General features: G+C 56.5%; 15 protein-coding genes, 2 tRNA genes and 1 pseudogene. 11 read left to right on the top strand and 7 right to left on the bottom strand.

What is annotated here, in order from left to right:
• Nucleotides 1-184: 184 nt before the first annotated feature.
• Nucleotides 185-703: a hypothetical protein gene (locus tag I6J23_RS02525; protein WP_204582403.1), complete on the top strand. Its 519-nt coding sequence runs from the start codon at nucleotides 185-187 to the stop codon at nucleotides 701-703.
• Between the two features lie 209 nt (nucleotides 704-912).
• Here I6J23_RS02525 and I6J23_RS02530 read toward each other — a convergent pair.
• Nucleotides 913-985, bottom strand: a tRNA-Arg gene (locus tag I6J23_RS02530).
• Nucleotides 986-1,155: 170 nt separating this feature from the next.
• A tRNA-Ser gene (locus tag I6J23_RS02535) sits at nucleotides 1,156-1,243 on the bottom strand.
• Between the two features lie 259 nt (nucleotides 1,244-1,502).
• On the opposite strand from I6J23_RS02535, the gene hisC reads away from it, so the two are divergent.
• The 5 genes from hisC to I6J23_RS02560 all read left to right on the top strand — a co-directional run bounded on the left by hisC (nucleotide 1,503) and on the right by I6J23_RS02560 (nucleotide 4,632).
• Nucleotides 1,503-2,573, top strand: coding sequence for a histidinol-phosphate transaminase (gene hisC, locus I6J23_RS02540; protein WP_204582404.1), 1,071 nt, complete (start codon nucleotides 1,503-1,505; stop codon nucleotides 2,571-2,573).
• Nucleotides 2,574-2,998: 425 nt separating this feature from the next.
• A complete protein-coding gene (locus tag I6J23_RS02545) occupies nucleotides 2,999-3,277 on the top strand; it encodes a hypothetical protein (RefSeq protein ID WP_204582405.1) in 279 nt (92 codons plus the stop codon).
• Between the two features lie 222 nt (nucleotides 3,278-3,499).
• Entirely contained in the window at nucleotides 3,500-3,646 is a 147-nt protein-coding gene (locus I6J23_RS02550; protein WP_156441646.1) for a hypothetical protein, read from the top strand.
• A gap of 2 nt (nucleotides 3,647-3,648) precedes the next feature.
• A complete protein-coding gene (locus tag I6J23_RS02555) occupies nucleotides 3,649-4,245 on the top strand; it encodes a hypothetical protein (protein ID WP_046201909.1) in 597 nt (198 codons plus the stop codon).
• Between the two features lie 204 nt (nucleotides 4,246-4,449).
• A complete protein-coding gene (locus I6J23_RS02560) occupies nucleotides 4,450-4,632 on the top strand; it encodes a hypothetical protein (protein WP_046201908.1) in 183 nt (60 codons plus the stop codon).
• A 388-nt stretch (nucleotides 4,633-5,020) separates the two neighbouring features.
• On the opposite strand, the gene I6J23_RS02565 is transcribed toward I6J23_RS02560, so the two are convergent.
• On the bottom strand, nucleotides 5,021-5,452 hold the full coding sequence (locus I6J23_RS02565; RefSeq protein ID WP_204582406.1) for an organic hydroperoxide resistance protein: 432 nt from the start codon (nucleotides 5,450-5,452) through the stop codon (nucleotides 5,021-5,023).
• A 146-nt stretch (nucleotides 5,453-5,598) separates the two neighbouring features.
• Nucleotides 5,599-7,260, bottom strand: coding sequence for a catalase (locus I6J23_RS02570; protein WP_046201906.1), 1,662 nt, complete (start codon nucleotides 7,258-7,260; stop codon nucleotides 5,599-5,601).
• 204 nt (nucleotides 7,261-7,464) lie between these two features.
• Here I6J23_RS02570 and I6J23_RS02575 point away from each other — a divergent pair, with 204 nt between their 5' ends.
• The gene (locus I6J23_RS02575) at nucleotides 7,465-8,073 is read left to right on the top strand and encodes an RNA polymerase sigma factor (protein ID WP_204582407.1); all 609 of its coding nucleotides are present in this window, start codon (nucleotides 7,465-7,467) and stop codon (nucleotides 8,071-8,073) included.
• A 77-nt stretch (nucleotides 8,074-8,150) separates the two neighbouring features.
• On the opposite strand, the gene I6J23_RS02580 is transcribed toward I6J23_RS02575, so the two are convergent.
• Together I6J23_RS02580 and I6J23_RS02585 are read right to left on the bottom strand one after the other, a co-directional pair.
• On the bottom strand, nucleotides 8,151-9,203 hold the full coding sequence (locus I6J23_RS02580; protein ID WP_204582408.1) for an aspartate-semialdehyde dehydrogenase: 1,053 nt from the start codon (nucleotides 9,201-9,203) through the stop codon (nucleotides 8,151-8,153).
• Between the two features lie 80 nt (nucleotides 9,204-9,283).
• Nucleotides 9,284-10,681 (bottom strand): aspartate kinase, encoded by a 1,398-nt coding sequence (locus I6J23_RS02585; RefSeq protein WP_412523851.1) that lies wholly within the window; start codon nucleotides 10,679-10,681, stop codon nucleotides 9,284-9,286.
• A 97-nt stretch (nucleotides 10,682-10,778) separates the two neighbouring features.
• Here I6J23_RS02585 and I6J23_RS02590 point away from each other — a divergent pair, with 97 nt between their 5' ends.
• Nucleotides 10,779-11,627 carry a DMT family transporter gene (locus I6J23_RS02590; RefSeq protein WP_204582409.1) on the top strand — a complete coding sequence of 283 codons (849 nt, stop codon included), beginning with the start codon at nucleotides 10,779-10,781 and terminating at the stop codon, nucleotides 11,625-11,627.
• 229 nt (nucleotides 11,628-11,856) lie between these two features.
• Nucleotides 11,857-13,698: a 2-isopropylmalate synthase gene (gene leuA / locus I6J23_RS02595; RefSeq protein WP_204582410.1), complete on the top strand. Its 1,842-nt coding sequence runs from the start codon at nucleotides 11,857-11,859 to the stop codon at nucleotides 13,696-13,698.
• 2 nt (nucleotides 13,699-13,700) lie between these two features.
• On the opposite strand, the pseudogene I6J23_RS02600 reads toward leuA, so the two are convergent.
• Nucleotides 13,701-15,307: pseudogene (locus tag I6J23_RS02600) on the bottom strand (succinic semialdehyde dehydrogenase).
• A gap of 48 nt (nucleotides 15,308-15,355) precedes the next feature.
• On the opposite strand from I6J23_RS02600, the gene I6J23_RS02605 reads away from it, so the two are divergent.
• Entirely contained in the window at nucleotides 15,356-16,138 is a 783-nt protein-coding gene (locus I6J23_RS02605; RefSeq protein ID WP_204582411.1) for an SDR family oxidoreductase, read from the top strand.
• A 10-nt stretch (nucleotides 16,139-16,148) separates the two neighbouring features.
• The gene (locus tag I6J23_RS02610; RefSeq protein ID WP_204582412.1) at nucleotides 16,149-17,966 is read left to right on the top strand and encodes a hypothetical protein; all 1,818 of its coding nucleotides are present in this window, start codon (nucleotides 16,149-16,151) and stop codon (nucleotides 17,964-17,966) included.
• Nucleotides 17,967-18,013 lie beyond the last annotated feature (47 nt).

The following is an 18,013-nucleotide window of genomic DNA, read 5'->3' on the forward strand; positions in this document are numbered from 1 at the left end:
AATCCGCAACGCCGTAAATATGATCGATTCACCACCTGCTTATGTTTTCAAATCCAGTTGCAGCACATGCAGGGATGACTTAACCTCCGAATCATCCCCTGAACCACAGAGGTAGTTCACAGAACGGGGCACCACCCACCTCACGCAAGATTAAAAACTTGAGGTGAAAAGGCGCTCCGGACCGATGAAAAACCTCCACTCTGGGCTTGTACCTGAAGCTCTCCCGAAAGGACACACGATGGACTTCCTTCTCCAAATCAATGAGATCACACAAGGGCCAATCAAGGATCTCCTCGTGGAGCTCAACAATGTAGGACTACCCGCGCCCGCACCTGCACCTGCTCCCGCCCCGGAACCACCCACATTTAATGTCAACTTCCCCGAGCAGGTCGGCGACTTTGCTCCCCACCTCCAAGTAACAACGGGTGACATCAACATGCCGCTCTCCGGGGATACCGGTGACATCAACATGCCACTATCCGGAAACGTCGGTGACATCAATACTCCGCTATCCGGAGATGACCTGAATATGCCACTCTCCGGCGACTTGTCAGGCAAGATGCCATTGTCTGGCGATCTCTCTGGTGACATGCCACTGTCCAACAACAACTTGCCACTGTCCGGAGATACGGGCGATAACAACCTGCCCCTGAGTGGCAACATCGCTCCGAATATTGGCGGAGACGCTGGCGAATCCAACTAATGGAATTATTCTGACCACGGTCGAGCCGCGAATAACCGGTCTCGCCGTCGGAAAGTGAGTTCAGCCGGGGCTATGTCTACTAAGGTGTAGGGATAGCCCCGGCTCACTTTCTCAACCTCACGTTTAGCGCGGTGATAATTTCCGCTCTTACTGAAGCCGTGCGAATATTTAAAGCCCCTCACCGTACAGCTGCGGTGAGGGGCTTACTGTGCGCCCGAAGGGATTCGAACCCCCAACCTTCTGATCCGTAGTCAGATGCTCTATCCGTTGAGCTACGGGCGCAACAGGGAGATATATTACACAGAGCCAGCCAGACCCCCAAATTCATTCATTTATCAGGAAAAATAGGACGCACTGGCCCGAAAAAACCCACGTTAACCGGCTGCTTCATCCCCAGTACTACGGAATTAAAAAGCGCCTACTCCGAGAAAAGCGAAGTAGGCGCTCATTAATGGCGGAGGTGAAAGGATTTGAACCTTCGGACCCTTGCGGGTCAACTCCTTAGCAGGGAGCCCCATTCGGCCGCTCTGGCACACCTCCAGCGAAAGTCACGGCGCAGGCTGTCGAACTCGATCGGTTTCCACTGATTGAGAAACAACACGACTGCCGCGAATTCCGTAGGCGATACTACAGGTACCAACTAGAGAAGACAAACACCGCTAGCTAGGCCGTCGGCACGCGGGACACCCCTGAACAACACGCGCAAGAACCAGCACAGCCACCGACATTCTTTCCACGACCACTACCGTACTGTTACTCCACTTTTGCGCCGCATATTCCCCGGCTTACCATTACAAGAATGATCCGCCCCGACTTAGACCTACTTCCCACATACACTCCAGGAAAAAAGGCTGATGACGCCCTCGTCCTAGCCAGCAATGAAACCTCTGAACCCCCGCTCCCCGCCGCGATCGAAGCGATTACATCCGCCGCCCACACTCTTAACCGCTACCCTCACATGGCGACCTCTCCTTTACATCATGCTATCGCTGATCTACATGGGGTCACCGTTAACGAAGTGGCAGTTGGATGCGGATCCTCTTCACTTCTGCAGCAGCTCATTCTGGCCACATGTAAAGACGGGGACGAAACACTCTTCGCGTGGAGGTCGTTCGAGGCATACCCCATCCTCAGCAGAATTGGTGGAGCCACTCCTATTCAGGTCCCGCTCGATGCCCATCACCGCCACGATCTCAACGCCATGGCCGATGCCATTACCGACAAAACGTCACTCATTATTTTATGTAATCCCAATAACCCGACGGGGACACTTGTTACAGAGGACGAACTAGAAGCTTTCCTTACCCGCGTGCCAGATCGCGTCACGGTGTGTATCGACGAGGCATATTTGGATTACACCGACGAGGACCTCAAACCAGACTCACTGGGCTTAGTGCAGCGTCACCCTAACGTCTGCTTCGCTAGAACTTTCTCTAAATGTTATGGCCTGGCGGGCGCGCGTGTTGGTTACATGATTGGGGCTCCAGAGATCATTAACGCACTTAACCGTACCCAGGTCCCCTTCTCAGTGAGCACACTCGCCCACGATGCCGCCATCGCATGCCTTAATAGCCCTCAGAGTAAAGCCGAGCGAGTCTCTCGCACCATTCCACAGCGCCATCGTTTGCGCGATTTCCTTATCAAGGAATTCATCCACTCCTCTCGGTGGAATCTGACCGAAGCCGACATTCCAGAGTCTCAAGCGAACTTCGTCTGGTTAGCCCTTGGAGACCAATCTGATGCATTCACCGAAGCCTTGGCGGAGGAACATATTCTTGTCCGATGCTTCAGTGGTAACGGAGTGCGGATAACCGTCACGAATGCTGAGGAGACCGGTCAGCTTATTACTGCCCTTCGATCTATCGCATAAGGTCACCACTCAGTACACCCAGCACCCTTTATGCTGATATCACCCAAACACTCCGCAAACCTAACTACCATCACCCCAACATAGGAGTAGGTGTAACACTACGGAAGAATTGGCACCCAGAATTCAGGCGGCGCACAGTGTCCTCAACATCGAATCCTGTTTGCCCCAGTTCACACGGATTTTTACCCATAAATGTCTACACGGGCGGGCCGCATAGTTGCTAACTTTGCTCTCATAAACCGGCACGATTAAGTAAACACGAGATGAAATTCTTCCGCCTGCCCTTTCTTTTACCTTGTCACCCTCGTAAGTTATGGAACGACAAGCGCGATGAGGCTAACCGATGCCTGCCTATGGCAAAAATCGGTGCTCACTGCCTTATCAGCTAGCGACGACATTTTGTCTACACACTTGGAAGGATTGTTATGTCCGCATTTTCCTACGCCGCAGAAGCAGCTCAGGCCGCTTCCGACTCCGCGTCCTCTGCGTCTGACTCCGCATCGACCGCTGCTTCCACGGCTAGCGAGCATGCTTCAACTGCTTCTGACGCCGCTTCGAGCGCTTCTGACGCCGCTTCGTCCGCTAGCGAGCATGCCAGCAGCTTTTTCGACGGCTTCAATATCAACACTCTGACCAGCTTGATCGGCTCAGCCACGACCCTGGCTTCTTCAATCATGGGCCTGGTCAAGGGCCTCGCTGGCTAAAAGGCTAAGTTCCCACTTGAGATCCCCACGGGGGTCTCAAGTGCGCTTTTACGCAAAAGCGCACAGCCTGCGGTGGCGAACACGACGTGAACAAACACGACGTGAATAAGGTGTCGCAACCGCTGAGCACAGCAGGACATATCTTCGACGTCGATAAGTTTCCCCTACGTTGTGGGCGCTCCATCGCTCGTCGACAAAGCTCATCACATCTGGAGGAAAAGCATGGGTGCAGATACCAACCCGAACGCATACCAACCACTTGATCCACCGAATGATCCCTACCCGGCATTCCACTGGGTCACGGAAATCGGACCCTATCTTATCGAAGCCGCTAACTCGATGATCGGTTTTGCACTCGGAAGGCTCTAAGAATGAAACTTTTCACGTCAAAAATTTCCCGTATCGCGGCTGGAACTCTGGCGGCAACCGCTGTCGTTGCTGGATCAGCAACCCCAGCCATGGCATCGAGCGCGGACTGGCCCCAGCGTTGGTGGGATCCATCAAACGTCATTGAATCCCCCGTCAACCCTGACCACGCCGAAGGTGCCCTGAATAACGTCTCCTTCACCAACAAGGACGATGGAAGCCACGCTGTCAAGGCCAAGAGCGGTGCTACCGTTCAGGTCAAGGCCGATGGCACCGGGTTCACCGCCGGACAGTACTACACGGTCCGCGCAGGGCTCGTGAAGTCCACCGAGACCAGCAACATCGTGGTCTACACCTGGCAGACATACCGTGCGACCGAGGACGGCAAGATCAACATTGATCTCGGAATCAAGTCGCCCAATAGCACCCAGGCTGGCGAGAAGCTTATCGGTACCGTCAACGTCTACAACGCCAATGACGTCCGCCAGGACGGCCGTCCTCAGAAGGTTGACAGCAAGTGCGCTCTGATGTGCGAGCGCGTGGCACCTCTTGCCTCGCACAGCGACTTCAACGACGCCAACTCAACCATTACCTTCGAGTAACACTCACTCTAAACCCCGGCCATGAGGGCGGGGTTTCACAACGAAAGGTCACACATGCCTACTGGTCAGCAGCCTTTTCCCGGGTACTTTGATGAAGACGCAGCCCGCTACGCTGTCAATATCGTCGAATTCATCCTGGATACCATCGGTAAGTTTGTTTAAAAACAACCCACATTCCAGCTAACCCGAGTGAAAGGGGACTATATGAACTTCGACTACTCCAAGGCGACAGACGCAGCGTCCGCAATGGATGACACTGTTAACTCTGGCTCCAAAGCCTCAGATCTCGGTGGACAGATTGATGCTAACACCATCGCTGGCTGGTTCGGAGACATCTCAGGGCTAGCATCCAACATTGTCAAGCTCGTGGGAGCCCTTATCAAGTAACATCGTCGCGCCGTAGCCACCCTCGCCAATCGCTCAGGCAGTGGGACAGCGTTCAGCACTGGTCAACGCACATTCCTGCGGGTACCAGGGTTGATCGACTGTGTTGCTCGGGCTTTCGCCTTAACGTACCCAGACTACGGCGCAAGACTAGCGTGAGTGCTGCTTTTATCCTTTCCAGCGCTCACCATGCGCCCCTCCCTCCGGCGACGGAAACAATGGCGTTCTCTACCAGAGAATGACGTCGCCGCCGGGAGGGATTTGTGTCTATAAGCACTTCCTTATACTTAATTAAGCGCCTCAGTGGCAGATACGCAATCGATCTCTCCACTGAGGCGCTTGCATTATGTGCGCTCGCTGCCCTGCTTCTCGGCAGTGGCCACGCTCATCGCTATCCCACGTGAGCTCTTACAACCGTTTCACTATCCCCACGGAACGCTTTGGAGTATGGGCACATAGCATCGGCTTTCTCTGCAAGCTCACGTGCTTGATCATCAGAAACACCGAAAAGAGTCACATCTAGCGTGGCGTTAATCTTGAAACCGCCGTCTTTGTCATCCTTTACCAACGAGCACTCAACGGCGACTTCTGGAGCCTTGCTCACATCGACACCACTCTGTTTCGTGATCATCTGGAGTGCACTGTTGAAACAGGCGGCCCACCCCGCTGCGACCAGCTGTTCAGGGTTAGTCCCGTCACCAGACCCTCCCATCTCCTTCGGAGGGCGAACGTCCAAATCAATATGGCCGTCATCGCTAGCTACGTGGCCATCCCGGCCACCACCAGTTGAAGTTACGCGTGCGGTATATAAAGCGTCAGACATACAACTCCTAACATCGTCGTCAGTATGAAACACCACCAACGGTACGCGGAAACCCCGATCTCTTCACCCACGTGAAAGCAAGATCGGGGTTTTTCGCTACAGCTGATCACGCTACACAGTAAAACTGGAGGTCCGAATTATGCGGATTATGCCTGCTGAGAGGCAGTAAAACGCTTTTCGACTTCTGCACCCAACCATTCATCAACGTGAGTCCAATAATTAAAAGCCTGCTTAGCGACTTGATCGGAAACACCAGCCATCGCCCCAACAATGTTGTTAGCCAAACGATCACGGGCGGCATCATCCATAACGTCGCGAACGAGGGCCCCAGCCTGGGAGAAATCATCGTCCTCCGGGTGACGGACATAAGCGCCGCGAGTTAAATCGCCGCCATAGTTGTCGTCCCAGAGGCCCAGTTCTTCAGCTGCACCTAAGCCAGACTCCTGACCGCGGCCAAAACCGTACTTCGACTCACCGGGCGCAATGTCGCTCTGCACCGTACCGGTGCCCTCTGCGTCGGTACCGTCGACATCCATGTACCCACCGCCACGTTCAAAGCGGTTCGGCGAATACGTCGGCTCAGAAGCCGGCGGGAAGTCGTACACAGCGGCGCCATCTTTGGCGTAGCTGTTCACCGGGCACACTGGCTTATTAACCGGAATCTGGTCAGCATTCACACCGAGGCGGTAACGCTTCGCATCGGCGTAAGCGAAGGCCCGGGAGAGCAGCATCTTATCCGGCGACAGTCCGATCCCAGGGACCAGATTCGACGGCTCAAATGCCGCGGATTCAATCTGCGCAAAGAAGTTCTCCGGGTTCCGGTTCAGCGTGAAGTGCCCCACCGGAATCAGCGGATAATCTTTTTGGCTCCACGTCTTCGTCAAATCGAACGGGTTGACCTTGTAGCCAGCAGCTTCCTCCAGGGGCATGATCTGCACTTTGACGTCCCACGTCGGGTAGTCACCGCGCTCGATTGCCGCGTACAGATCCTCGCGGTGGCTGTCAGCATCTTCGCCGACCAGTTTCGCAGCCTCCTCGTCGGTAAGGAAGTCCCATCCCTGGCGGGTCTTGAAGTGGTACTTGATCCAGAACCGCTCCCCTTTAGCGTTGATCCACTGGTAGGTGTGGGAGCCGAAGCCGTCCATATTGCGGAAGGTCTTCGGGATTCCGCGGTCGCCCATCAAGTAGGTCACCTGGTGTGCGCTCTCTGGGGTGCGCGTCCAGAAGTCCCAGCGCATGTCGGCATCGATCGTGCCGCGCCCCGCGAGACGCTTCTGGGAGCGGATGAAGTCCGGGAATTTGATTCCATCCCGGAAGAAGAAAATCGGGGTGTTATTGCCAACGAGGTCGTAATTGCCCTCATTGGTGTAGAACTTCAAGGCAAAGCCACGAACATCGCGCCAAGCGTCCGGGCTACCTTTCTCTCCGGCGACGGTCGAGAAACGGGCGAGCATGGGGGTGACACGCCCCGGCTGGAACAGATCCGCCTTCGTGTACTGCGATACGTCTTCCGTGATAGTGAGCTCACCGAATGCGCCGGACCCCTTCGCGTGGACAACACGCTCTGGAATCCGCTCACGGTTGAAGTGCGCCAATTTTTCCACCAGCGACACATCGTGCAAGGCAATGGGGCCTTCACGCCCCACCGTCACGCTGTGTTCCTCAGATGCGTTCGGAGCGCCGTTAACCCGGGTTGAGATGCTCCGCCCATCGGCTTGCGGGGCGCCATGCCCGGTGACGGGACACACTCCGCGTTGTGCAACATCGTCCGAGGTAAAACGCTGATCGTGCGAACTATCGTTCGACATGGATCCTCCTTCTCATGTGGCGGGCTCATGTCGTCGTCATTCAGGGGTGAAGAGCCCACCAGTGGTGTGTTACATGTTTAACTGTACCCTATTAAAGTTCTTTCCGCCTAGAGGTTTTTAAGATTAATATGGGGTGAATCCATAGCCTTCCTACAGACCCCTGGTAGAAGTGACTTTCTCACTCACATTGGTAAGGTGAATACCGTGACAAGACATGACAAGGACGACGCACGCGTCACAGCATTAGCTCTCCGTGCCGGCCAAGGGGATCGGGCCGCGCTCACCGAGTTCATCCGACGCACCCAAAAGGACGTCTGGCGTCTCCTTGCTCACCTTGCCGACACAGACCGCGCCGACGACCTCACCCAAGAGACCTATCTGCGCATCATCTCTGCATTGCCGACGTTTGCGGGCCGCTCAAGCGCCCGCACGTGGCTGCTCTCGGTTGCACGTCGGGTGTGGGTGGATAGCGTCCGGCACGACATGGCTCGTCCGCGCTCCACCGGGACAGAATGGGAAACGGTGGCTGATCAACACACGGCGACGAATACTGCCGCCAGCAGTTCCTGGTCGGACTGGGTCGATGTACAGCTCCTCATGGAGAATTTAGACCCCGACCGTCGAGAAGCGCTCATCCTGACGCAAGTCTTGGGATACACCTACGACGAAGCAGCGACGATCGTCGGTGTTCGTGTGGGAACAATCAGGTCGCGGGTAGCTCGGGCACGTGCTGACCTGATCGACGCAACATCAAACCACGCAGCGAAAAAGCACCGTCACCTCAGCGCTGTGCAGGAACGCGCACACGGATAAGCCCCAGTCGCACGCAAAAGCTGGTGCAGAACTCCCCAAATCTCCTCACCCCCCGCACACAGGTGGGGCGAGTTCCTTTACACCAACAACTCAGCGATCTGAATGGTGTTCAATGCCGCGCCCTTACGCAAGTTGTCGCCCGCCACAACAAGAACCAAACCGCGGTCATCGTCGATAGTTTGATCTTGACGGATGCGCCCCACGAGACAATCGTCAATACCCGCTGATTCCAGAGGCGTCGGCACATCGACAACCTCAACGCCCGGGGCTTTATCCAGCAACTCGCGGGCACGCTCCGGCGTGATCGACCGGGCGAACTCGGCGTGCACCACCATGGTGTGTCCAGTGAACACCGGGATACGCACGCACGTACCGGCCACTTTCAAGTCAGGGATATTCAGAATCTTCCGAGACTCATTACGCAGCTTCTGCTCTTCATCGGTCTCATCAGAGCCATCATCAACGTAATTCCCGGCAAAAGGCAACGCGTTGAACGCGATCGGCGCTACATACGGGCCGTAGCCAAGCTTCTCGTCATCAATGACACGCTGAACGCCGGAGCCATCATGCGCGAGGTCAACATCGTCACGCTTCTCAACGGCATCTGTCTGCTCTTTCAAGGCCTTCACGCCGGCCAAACCGGAACCCGACACCGCCTGGTAGGAGGCCACGTGCAGGACTTTCAGGTTTGCTTCGTCGTGGAGGATCTTGAGAACAGGCATCGCAGCCATCGTGGTGCAGTTCGGGTTAGCGATAATCCCCTTGACGGCCTTGTCTTTGTCGCCGGGGTTAACCTCGGACACAATGAGCGGGACCTCGGGGTCCTTGCGCCAAGCACTCGAATTATCGACGACGGTGGCGCCTGCGGCCGCGAACCGTGGCGCGTGCTCCTTCGACACCGCACCGCCAGCGGAGAAAATGGCGATGTCGATGCCCTTGAGGTCCTCATCGGTGGTGGCGGCAACGTCCTCGACCACGACGTCGTCGCCTCGGAAAGGCAGTGTTGTTCCCGCGCTTCTGGACGATGCGAAGAAGCGAACCTTATCGCAGGGGAAATTGCGTTCCTCCAGGATGGAGCGCATGACGCGCCCCACTTGGCCAGTAGCTCCAACGACGGCAATGGTGGTCATCAGGTGATTCCTCCCAGACAGTACGGACCAGCCAAACAAAACAAGCCAGGCCAGGTGAAACCTGGCAGCGAAACTCCAGCTTAGCGCCCTGTTCCAGCATAGACAACGGCTTCTTCGTCGCCGCCCAGAGCAAAACGCTCATGCAAGGCGCGGGTTGCTTTCTCCAGATCCGAATCACGAATCAAGACAGAAATACGAATTTCCGACGTAGAAATGAGCTCGATGTTCACGCCGGCGTCACGGAGTGCCTCACAAAAATCAGCGGTGACACCGGGATGCGACTTCATTCCCGCGCCCACCAGCGACACTTTGCCGACGTGATCATCAAACAAAACGCGTGGCTGGGCCGTCGCTGCGGACTCGGAGGCCCCGGAACCCGGCTGCATCGAGGCCTTCGCCGCGTCGGCCGGCGTATCGGACACCGGCACCGTCGGGTTCTCGTCCCGCGGCACCTCGCACAACTTCTTCAGCATTTCAACCGCGCGTGAGGCGTCGGCACGCGGGCATGTAAACGTGATGTCTGTTTTGTTATCGGCAAGGGAAGACACATTCTGCAGCACCATATCGATGTTGATCTCTGCATCGGAGACGGCGCGGAAAATACGGGCCGCTTCCCCCGGTGTATCTGGAATACCTAAAACGGTGATTTTCGCTTCTGATTTGTCGGTGGCCACACCGGTAAGTACTGCTTCTTCCACGGGAATATCCTCCATTGAGCCGGTAACTAATGTGCCTGGATCTGTGCTATACGATGACCGAACACGCATGGGAACATTGAACGCGCGCGCATATTCCACACTGCGCAAAACAAGAATCTTGGAGCCGACAGCCGCAAGCTCCAACATTTCTTCAAAACTAATGGTGTCGAGCTTCCGCGCATTATGTACGATTCGAGGGTCCGCGGTGTACACACCATCGACATCGGAATAAATCTCACATTCATCCGCATTCAATGCCGCTGCGAGTGCAACAGCGGTGGTATCCGAACCGCCGCGGCCTAGCGTCGTGACGTCTTTGGTCTCACGATTGACTCCCTGGAAGCCGGCGACCAAACAAATCTTGCCTTCATCCAACGCTTCCTGCACACGGCCCGGTGTGACATCTACGATTCGGGCATTCCCGTGGCGCTCCGTCGTTAATACCCCAGCTTGCGAGCCCGTGAAGGACTGCGCGTGCGCGCCCAGAGACTCAATAGCCATTGCGACCAACGCATTAGAAATACGCTCCCCCGCGGTCAGCAGCATGTCCATCTCACGAGCGGGGGGCACCGGATTAACCTGTGCTGCAAGGTCAAGGAACTCGTCGGTCGTGTCGCCCATTGCGGAGCACACAACAACAACGTCGTGTCCTTTTTTCTTCGTTTCGACGATGCGCTCCGCCACTCGACGAATACGCTCAGCATTCTCAAGGGACGAACCACCGTACTTCTGGACGATTAGAGCCACCAGGTTCTGCCTTTCCTCATCCGCTCTGGCCACGTGAAGGAACCATCATGGATATGAAACCATCAATAACCGACACGACACGTGTGGCCTTGAGGATACCTCAACCATCAAGCAGCTAAATTGATGGGCGATGCATAACAACGCCCTTGCTATCCTTTTCGCCCTTGCCTCCGCGCTGACGATCGCGTGGGGCACTGTCGTTCGTCACCGAATAGCAGAAGAAGTACCTAATGACGACGACGGCGGCGCGCCCATTTTAACCGTGATTACCAAACCTCTGTGGTGGACGGGCACGTTCTGTGCGCTGGGTGGATACGGCCTGCAAGTCATCGCGTTGGCCTTCGGAACACTGCTGGTAGTGCAGCCCATTCTCGTGTTATCGCTCATGTTTACGCTCCCGCTGTCCGCGCGGTATGACGGACGTCGGGTGTCTTTATCGGAAATGACATGGGCAGGCCTCCTGACGGCGGCGGTCGCCATTCTGGTGATCCTCGGCCGTCCCATCCCCGGGGGGACGCACCCCTCACTAATGACGTGGATTCTTGCCGTCACGACAGGAATCGTGGTGCTCACCGCTATCGACAGATTTGCCTACCGTCAGATTCGGCGTGAACAAGCATTACTTCTTGGAGTGGTCACGGGTGCTGTGTTCGGATACGTCGCTGTGTTTTCCAAAGCTGCGATTGACGTCTTTGTTCAAGACGGAATTGTCGGAGGGCTTCTTGCCTGGCAAACTTATGCCCTCATCATCGGAGCGACCATCGGAACAGCCGTCCAACAATCGTCGTTCAACGCAGGCGCGCTGAAGAATTCGTTGCCAGCGATGACCATCACAGAACCTATTGTCGCGTTTAGCTTGGGCTACATCGTGTTGGGCGAATCTTTCCAAGTCCACGGCATGGGATGGATAGTCATGGCCATCGCTCTGCTTGTGATGATTGTGTCCACCACAGTGCTATCCCGCAAAGGCGTCGATTAGTCGGCAGATCTAGTCGATTAGTCGACAGATCTATTTGTCATAATCCCTCACACACTGAGTAACCGTGCTACGGTTTTCATATGCGTTCTTTGAGCGGAACATCTAGCTGCGCGGCTCTCCTCCTTATGTGCCGCGGCGGGGCCCGGGTATAACCGATCGGCTCCCCGTCGCGGGGTTCGCTGTGCCGGTCGGGACTTGACACACATTCCGGAAACCGAGGAGGAACCGCATGTCCCCCGTTGACGAATTCATTTCCGCCCCTGCCCATATTTCTACTCCCGACGGTGACATTCCTGCCGATCAACCGTCGTGGAATAAACAGCGCCCGTCACGGATGCCCGCCGGACGATACCAGCCCTACTTCACCGAGGTAGAACACATCACGCTGCCCGACCGCACATGGCCGGATAAAACCATTGATCACGCACCCGTCTGGTGTGCCGTCGATCTGCGTGACGGTAACCAAGCTCTGATTGACCCCATGAGCCCCGAACGGAAACGTCGGATGTTCGAGTTGCTGGTCACTATGGGCTACAAGGAAATTGAGGTGGGGTTCCCCTCAGCATCTCAAACGGATTTTAACTTTGTTCGTGAAATAATCGAACAAGACATGATCCCCGACGACGTCACCATCCAGGTCTTGGTTCAGGCTCGCGAACACCTGATTCGCCGCACGTTCGAAGCGTGTGAAGGCGCAAAAAACGTCATCGTTCACTTCTATAACTCCACCTCTATTCTGCAAAGAGATGTTGTTTTTCGTAAGGACAAAGAAGGAATTAAAAAATTAGCGACGGATGCCGCGAAATTAATTAAGTCCATCACCGCTGACTATCCGGGGACCAACTGGCGCTGGGAGTATTCCCCCGAGTCCTACACCGGCACTGAGGTGGCCTATGCCAAGGAAGTCTGCGACGCCGTCGTCGAGATCATGGATCCCACCCCGGATAACCCCATCATCATTAACCTGCCCTCGACGGTGGAGATGACGACGCCCAACGTGTACGCCGATTCCATCGAATGGATGGACCGCAACCTGAACCGTCGTGATTCCATCATCATCTCCCTCCACCCCCACAATGACCGCGGAACTGGCGTTGCCACGGCCGAATTAGGATTCATGGCAGGTGCGGACCGCATCGAGGGTTGCCTGTTCGGCAATGGTGAGCGCACAGGAAACGTATGCCTGGTCACGCTGGGGCTGAACATGCTGACGCAGGGCGTTGATCCACAAATCGATTTCTCCGACATCGATAAGATCCGGCGCACCGTCGAATATTGCAACCAACTGCGAGTGCCTGAGCGCCACCCGTACGGCGGTGACCTGGTGTTTACCGCGTTCTCTGGGTCGCACCAAGATGCTATTAATAAGGGCCTCGACGCGATGGTGGATAAGGCCGAGAAGTCGAATGCCACCGAGGACACTGCGGACACCGAACGCGACCGACAGCGCATCGTCCACCGGGTGCCGTGGGAAGTGCCCTACCTGCCCATCGACCCGAAGGACGTCGGCCGCACCTACGAAGCCGTCATTCGCGTGAACTCCCAATCTGGCAAGGGCGGAGTGTCCTACATTATGAAGACCGACCACGGGATCACCATGCCGCGCGCTATGCAGGTTGAATTCTCCGGCGTGGTCCAAGCCGTCACTGACGCTGAGGGTGGCGAGGTCAACTCGAAGAACATGTGGGACATCTTTGCCGGCGAATACCTGGACCGAGATGACCCCATCGATGCCATCAGCATCACTGTCGACGGTGGCCAGAACGAGAACGAAGGCGCAGAAGTGTCCGCACACCTCATCATCAACGGCGAGGAACAAACAATTACCGGACACGGCAACGGGCCGGTGGCCGCATACACGAACGCGCTGGAAAGCGTCGGCATTAATGTTGAGGTGCAAGATTATTCGCAGCACTCCCGAACATCCGGCGACGACGCAGAAGCAGCCGCCTACATCCTGGCCGATGTCGACGGGACCAAGGTGTGGGGTGTGGGCATTGCAAGCTCCATCACCTACGCGTCGCTGAAGGCCGTGACCAGCGCGGCCAACAGGGCCCGGGCTGCGGCGTAAAGCTACTTCAGGAGCCGGAGTTTTTGCCCGACACCGAGAAGCCTTCCCATGATGGTGGCGTACAACTTCCGGCTGAGGAAACGTGGGCCACGGACCGGCATCCCCCGCATCTCCACGATGGTGTGAGACTCGGTGTACTTCAGGAGCCCCTCCGCCCCGTGCCTGCGGGACATCCCAGAGTCTTTGACGCCGCCGAGAGGCGCGTCGACCGTCGACCATGCCGCCGCATAACCGTCATTAATATTGATCGTTCCTGACTCAACACGACGCGCAATGCTCCATGCTGTGTCAGAGGGGCCGACGACGGAGGCATTTAACCCATAGTTCGTGTCATTTGCCCGGGTGAGCGCGTCGTCCACGTTGTCGACCTTCTCAACATAAACAACCGGGCCAAAAACTTCCTCGCGTTTTAATCTCATGTCATCCGACACCCCCTCAAGCACGGTGGGTTCGTAGAAACATGGGCCAAGGTCCGGGCGAGCCCGCCCACCGGCAAGAACGCGGGCACCCTTCTCACGCGCTTCTGCAACAAAAGACTCCACCGTGGCGAGTTGCTGCTGACTGACCAATGACCCCATCGTGACGGACCAATCGAACCCGGCGCCGAGTTTCATGCGGTTAACTTCAGTGGTAAAAGCACTGACGAACTCGTCGTAAATGTCCCGGACAACATATATTCTTTCGATGGACACACAGAGCTGTCCCGAGTTGGAAAAACATGCATTCACCGCACACGAGGCTGCCCGGCGTGCGTCGGCATCCCCCACTATGATCATCGGGTTTTTCCGCCCAATTCTGCGGAAAAGCCGACTAACCGGTGCCCTACGTGTTCGCCTAGACGCTGGCCGGTTTTCGTCGATCCGGTGAACATCAAGTAATCGCACTCATCGGCAATGGCAGATCCCACGACGCGTCCTTCGCCGGTGACAATCTGGATGACGTCGTCAGGTAGTCCGGCATCCTTGAGCAGCTGAAGGCAGATGAGCGAACAAAACGGTGTATCTGAATCCGGCTTAGCCACCACCGTATTTCCTGCGGCAATGGCTGCTAGAGCATCAGATATTCCGAGGGTAAGGGGGTAATTCCATGGGGTAATTTGCCCCACCACCCCCTTCGGCGAGTGATACTCGCGCGCTTTTCCTAGCACGGGAATGCCCGCTGCCCGACGGGCAGGACGCATCAGTTTTTCGGCCGAGTTTGCGTAATAGCGGGCGTTATTCGCGACATCCATCACCTCGTCGAAGGCTGAGGAGCGGTCCTTCCCCGTTTCCAACTGGATGATGTCGAGTAAAAGGTCACGCTTCTTCAACACAAGGTCGTGGAAGCGTATGAGTATTCTTTTGCGCTGATCAAAGTGGGTGGTGCGCCATGTTTTCTGCACCTCGCGGGCGCGTCGAAAAGCGTGAGCAACGTCAGATGCGGTGCCGATACCCACCCAGCCGACGGTGGTTCCGTCCCACGGATTCTCCACGTTGTGCCTCTTTTCGGTAGCAACACTTCCGGTGGTGGTGTTGACGGTGAGCGCACGAAGTTCCGCCGCGAGCTCGTCGGGCAGAGGGCCCTCTGACAGACGGTCTGGAAGCAACGTGGAACATTTGGGTGCAAACATATTTCGAAGTGTACGCGAGGAGTACCCGAAAAAGGTTAGATTGGTCACATGAATACTTCACAACAGAAAAGTATTTTTATCTCAGGTGGGGCATCGGGCATCGGTCGCGAAGTCGCACTCCGATTCCACGCGGAAGGCTGGATTGTCGGTGTGTACGATATCGACGCGACTGCCCTCGAAAAACTGTCCCACGATTATCCCGACATCATCATCGGTGAACTCGATGTCACCAACTACAACCAGTGGGAGGACGCGCTGGCACACTTCACTACACACACCGGTGGGCGGCTGGATGTGCTCGATAATAACGCCGGCATCATCGGTGATCACGACATCATCGACCAATCCCCCGAGATCATCAAAAAGCAGTGCGACATCAACTGCACCGGCGTCATGCATGGAGCACGGGCCGCACATCCGTACCTGTCACGCACACCCGGCGCGCACCTGGTGAACATGGGTTCCGCGGCAGCACTCTACGGCCAACCGCATATCGCGCCGTACTCTGCGTCCAAGTTCTTCGTCACTGGGTTCACTCAGGCGCTGGATCTTGAGTGGAGGGAAAACAAGATCCGCGTTGTTGCTCTTCAACCGCTATGGGCACAAACCGCTCTTGCCGACGTCGATGCCGCGTCGACGAAGCGACTCGGAGTGCGTATCACGCCGGAACACGTGGCCGAGGTTGTGTGGAAAGCTGTTCACCCCGCGAATTTCTTTGAGCGGCAGCGGCATTTTTACTCCGCGTCAGGCCTTGACCTCACGCTGCGCTATCTGATCCGCCTTGTTCCGTCATTCGTTACCCGAAACGTCAACAAGTTCGTCGCCGGGTAGCATATCGGGCATGACATCGACCTCCGATCACTCCTCCACCAGCCGGGGCTCCGACGCTCGCACACCGCACTCACGTGGCGTCGACCCCGACCGTAAGGACACCACCAACGGAGGATCGCAATCCCACGATGGCCATCAGCATTCCCGCAATAGGTCACGTGCACGTCGGGAGCGACGTCGACGCCGCGCCACTTATTCCGCGCACCACGGAAATAAACAGCACCGTACAAATAAGGACACACGCAACGACACTCCGGACACCTCCTCAACGACGGATAACACCGCAAAACAGCACGGGGGGAAGAAAAAGCGTCGTCGCGCCCACCGCCGTAGCAACCGGCCAGCCGCGGCGCCCAACGTCGGAAATCGCAACCAACAGCACGAACACAAAGACCAACACCCGACACGACATCGGGCACAATCGGATCTTTCGACGCAGCCGACCCACCGGAAGGCCTCGTCCGGCACGCAAACATCCATAACTCCAGGGCCGCGCCGCGCCCATCGAGGATTAGCGGCTGATGGCGTCATCACGAATCCGGATAAAGAGAAGTACAACGCGGGAAATACCCATGTCCGCTCGCCACGTGAGCCCATTCCGTCCATTGAGGAAGCTCCGATGGTGGCCGTCGTACTACGTACAACGAATATCCACCCCTCAACCGGCCGCATGCTAGCCCTGGATGCGGCTTTTTTCGACGCCGATGGTCTGCTCGTGTCCAATTGGCAGCGGGTCTTCAACACCGATGCTGACCCTGGTCCTCTTCACCTCTTCGGCCTTACCCCCAATGTTTTTCGGACCTCGCCGCGCTTCAGCTCCACGTTGCGGCAAATTGATCGTGTTATCGACGGCCGAGTGCTCATCGTCCACGACACCGCCACAACCTGGGGGTTCATCGCGCAGGAGGCACGTCGGACGGTTCGCTCTGCGTCAGCAAAAAATCGTCGACAACGCAGACGGCGTCATAATGGGCACGTTCCTCGCCCCGTATCCATTGTCGACACGCAAGCGACAGCTCGTAGACAGCGTCTTCCCATCGCCGACACCCGTTTGCGGGGCATTGCGGCCGCCTACAACCTTGTCGACGACACACTCCCAACGACCACGGTGCTGGACATGGATTCATCACCTGATGCGTACACCACGCTTCCGGGAGTCGGAGCGCACGCGTCTGATCGGCGTCGGAGCATCGATCCGTTGCAGCTTCTTCAAGCCGACGCTGTCCTAGTGGGAGAACTAGCTATGGAACAGCTGGACCGTGCCGGAATTGACCCCATCAACGCTGCGGCATATGCGTTACATGAATCACGCGACCGTCACAGGGACGACCATAGCGACGACGAGAACTGCGGCAGCGACGATCGCTCTGCACACGATGGCCTTACTCCACTGGTATGGGCCGATGATGACGCTTGGGACACCGTCGATAAACGTGATCCGCAGGATCTACGGGCAGATCGAGTGGGTTTGCAGCGCTCAACAATACGAATTGACGCAGCATTAGCCCCAGTCATTGCGCCTAATCCGGGAGTGTGGTCGCCGGGGCAGAAGCTGGAGAGGGGGATGGTCTTCACCGTCGCGCCCGAAGTCGATATGAATCCTGATGATCTGATCGAAGCTGCCGTGCGGGCTGGGCTGACCTATTCCGAAAAACTAACCAGAGAAACCTCGGTAGTCGTGTTCAACGGCACGGGCCATGGCCTAGAACACGATGGAGTTCCGCATGAAGGGCGCGCCTTACACGCGCATCGAAAAGGTATTCCGCTGATTCGTGACAACGAGTTTTTGCATCTAGCCCAGGAGGCCGCCGCCTCGGAGCAGCTATAAACATTGCCCGAGCAGCACTACATCGCACCCCAAACACGAAAAGCACG

Origin of the sequence: Corynebacterium kroppenstedtii (assembly GCF_016894245.1) — a bacterium.
GTDB lineage: Bacteria > Actinomycetota > Actinomycetes > Mycobacteriales > Mycobacteriaceae > Corynebacterium.

Excerpts from the sequence above, each read along its gene's own strand:
- I6J23_RS02580 (WP_204582408.1), bottom strand. The coding sequence starts at position 9,203 with ATGACCACCATTGCCGTCGTTGGAGCTACTGGCCAAGTGGGGCGCGTC.
- I6J23_RS02550 (WP_156441646.1), top strand. The coding sequence starts at position 3,500 with ATGGGTGCAGATACCAACCCGAACGCATACCAACCACTTGATCCACCG.
- leuA (WP_204582410.1), top strand. The coding sequence starts at position 11,857 with ATGTCCCCCGTTGACGAATTCATTTCCGCCCCTGCCCATATTTCTACT.
- I6J23_RS02555 (WP_046201909.1), top strand. The coding sequence starts at position 3,649 with ATGAAACTTTTCACGTCAAAAATTTCCCGTATCGCGGCTGGAACTCTG.
- I6J23_RS02570 (WP_046201906.1), bottom strand. The coding sequence starts at position 7,260 with ATGTCGAACGATAGTTCGCACGATCAGCGTTTTACCTCGGACGATGTT.
- hisC (WP_204582404.1), top strand. The coding sequence starts at position 1,503 with ATGATCCGCCCCGACTTAGACCTACTTCCCACATACACTCCAGGAAAA.
- I6J23_RS02560 (WP_046201908.1), top strand. The coding sequence starts at position 4,450 with ATGAACTTCGACTACTCCAAGGCGACAGACGCAGCGTCCGCAATGGAT.
- I6J23_RS02605 (WP_204582411.1), top strand. The coding sequence starts at position 15,356 with ATGAATACTTCACAACAGAAAAGTATTTTTATCTCAGGTGGGGCATCG.
- I6J23_RS02525 (WP_204582403.1), top strand. The coding sequence starts at position 185 with ATGAAAAACCTCCACTCTGGGCTTGTACCTGAAGCTCTCCCGAAAGGA.
- I6J23_RS02545 (WP_204582405.1), top strand. The coding sequence starts at position 2,999 with ATGTCCGCATTTTCCTACGCCGCAGAAGCAGCTCAGGCCGCTTCCGAC.
- I6J23_RS02565 (WP_204582406.1), bottom strand. The coding sequence starts at position 5,452 with ATGTCTGACGCTTTATATACCGCACGCGTAACTTCAACTGGTGGTGGC.
- I6J23_RS02590 (WP_204582409.1), top strand. The coding sequence starts at position 10,779 with ATGCATAACAACGCCCTTGCTATCCTTTTCGCCCTTGCCTCCGCGCTG.
- I6J23_RS02610 (WP_204582412.1), top strand. The coding sequence starts at position 16,149 with ATGACATCGACCTCCGATCACTCCTCCACCAGCCGGGGCTCCGACGCT.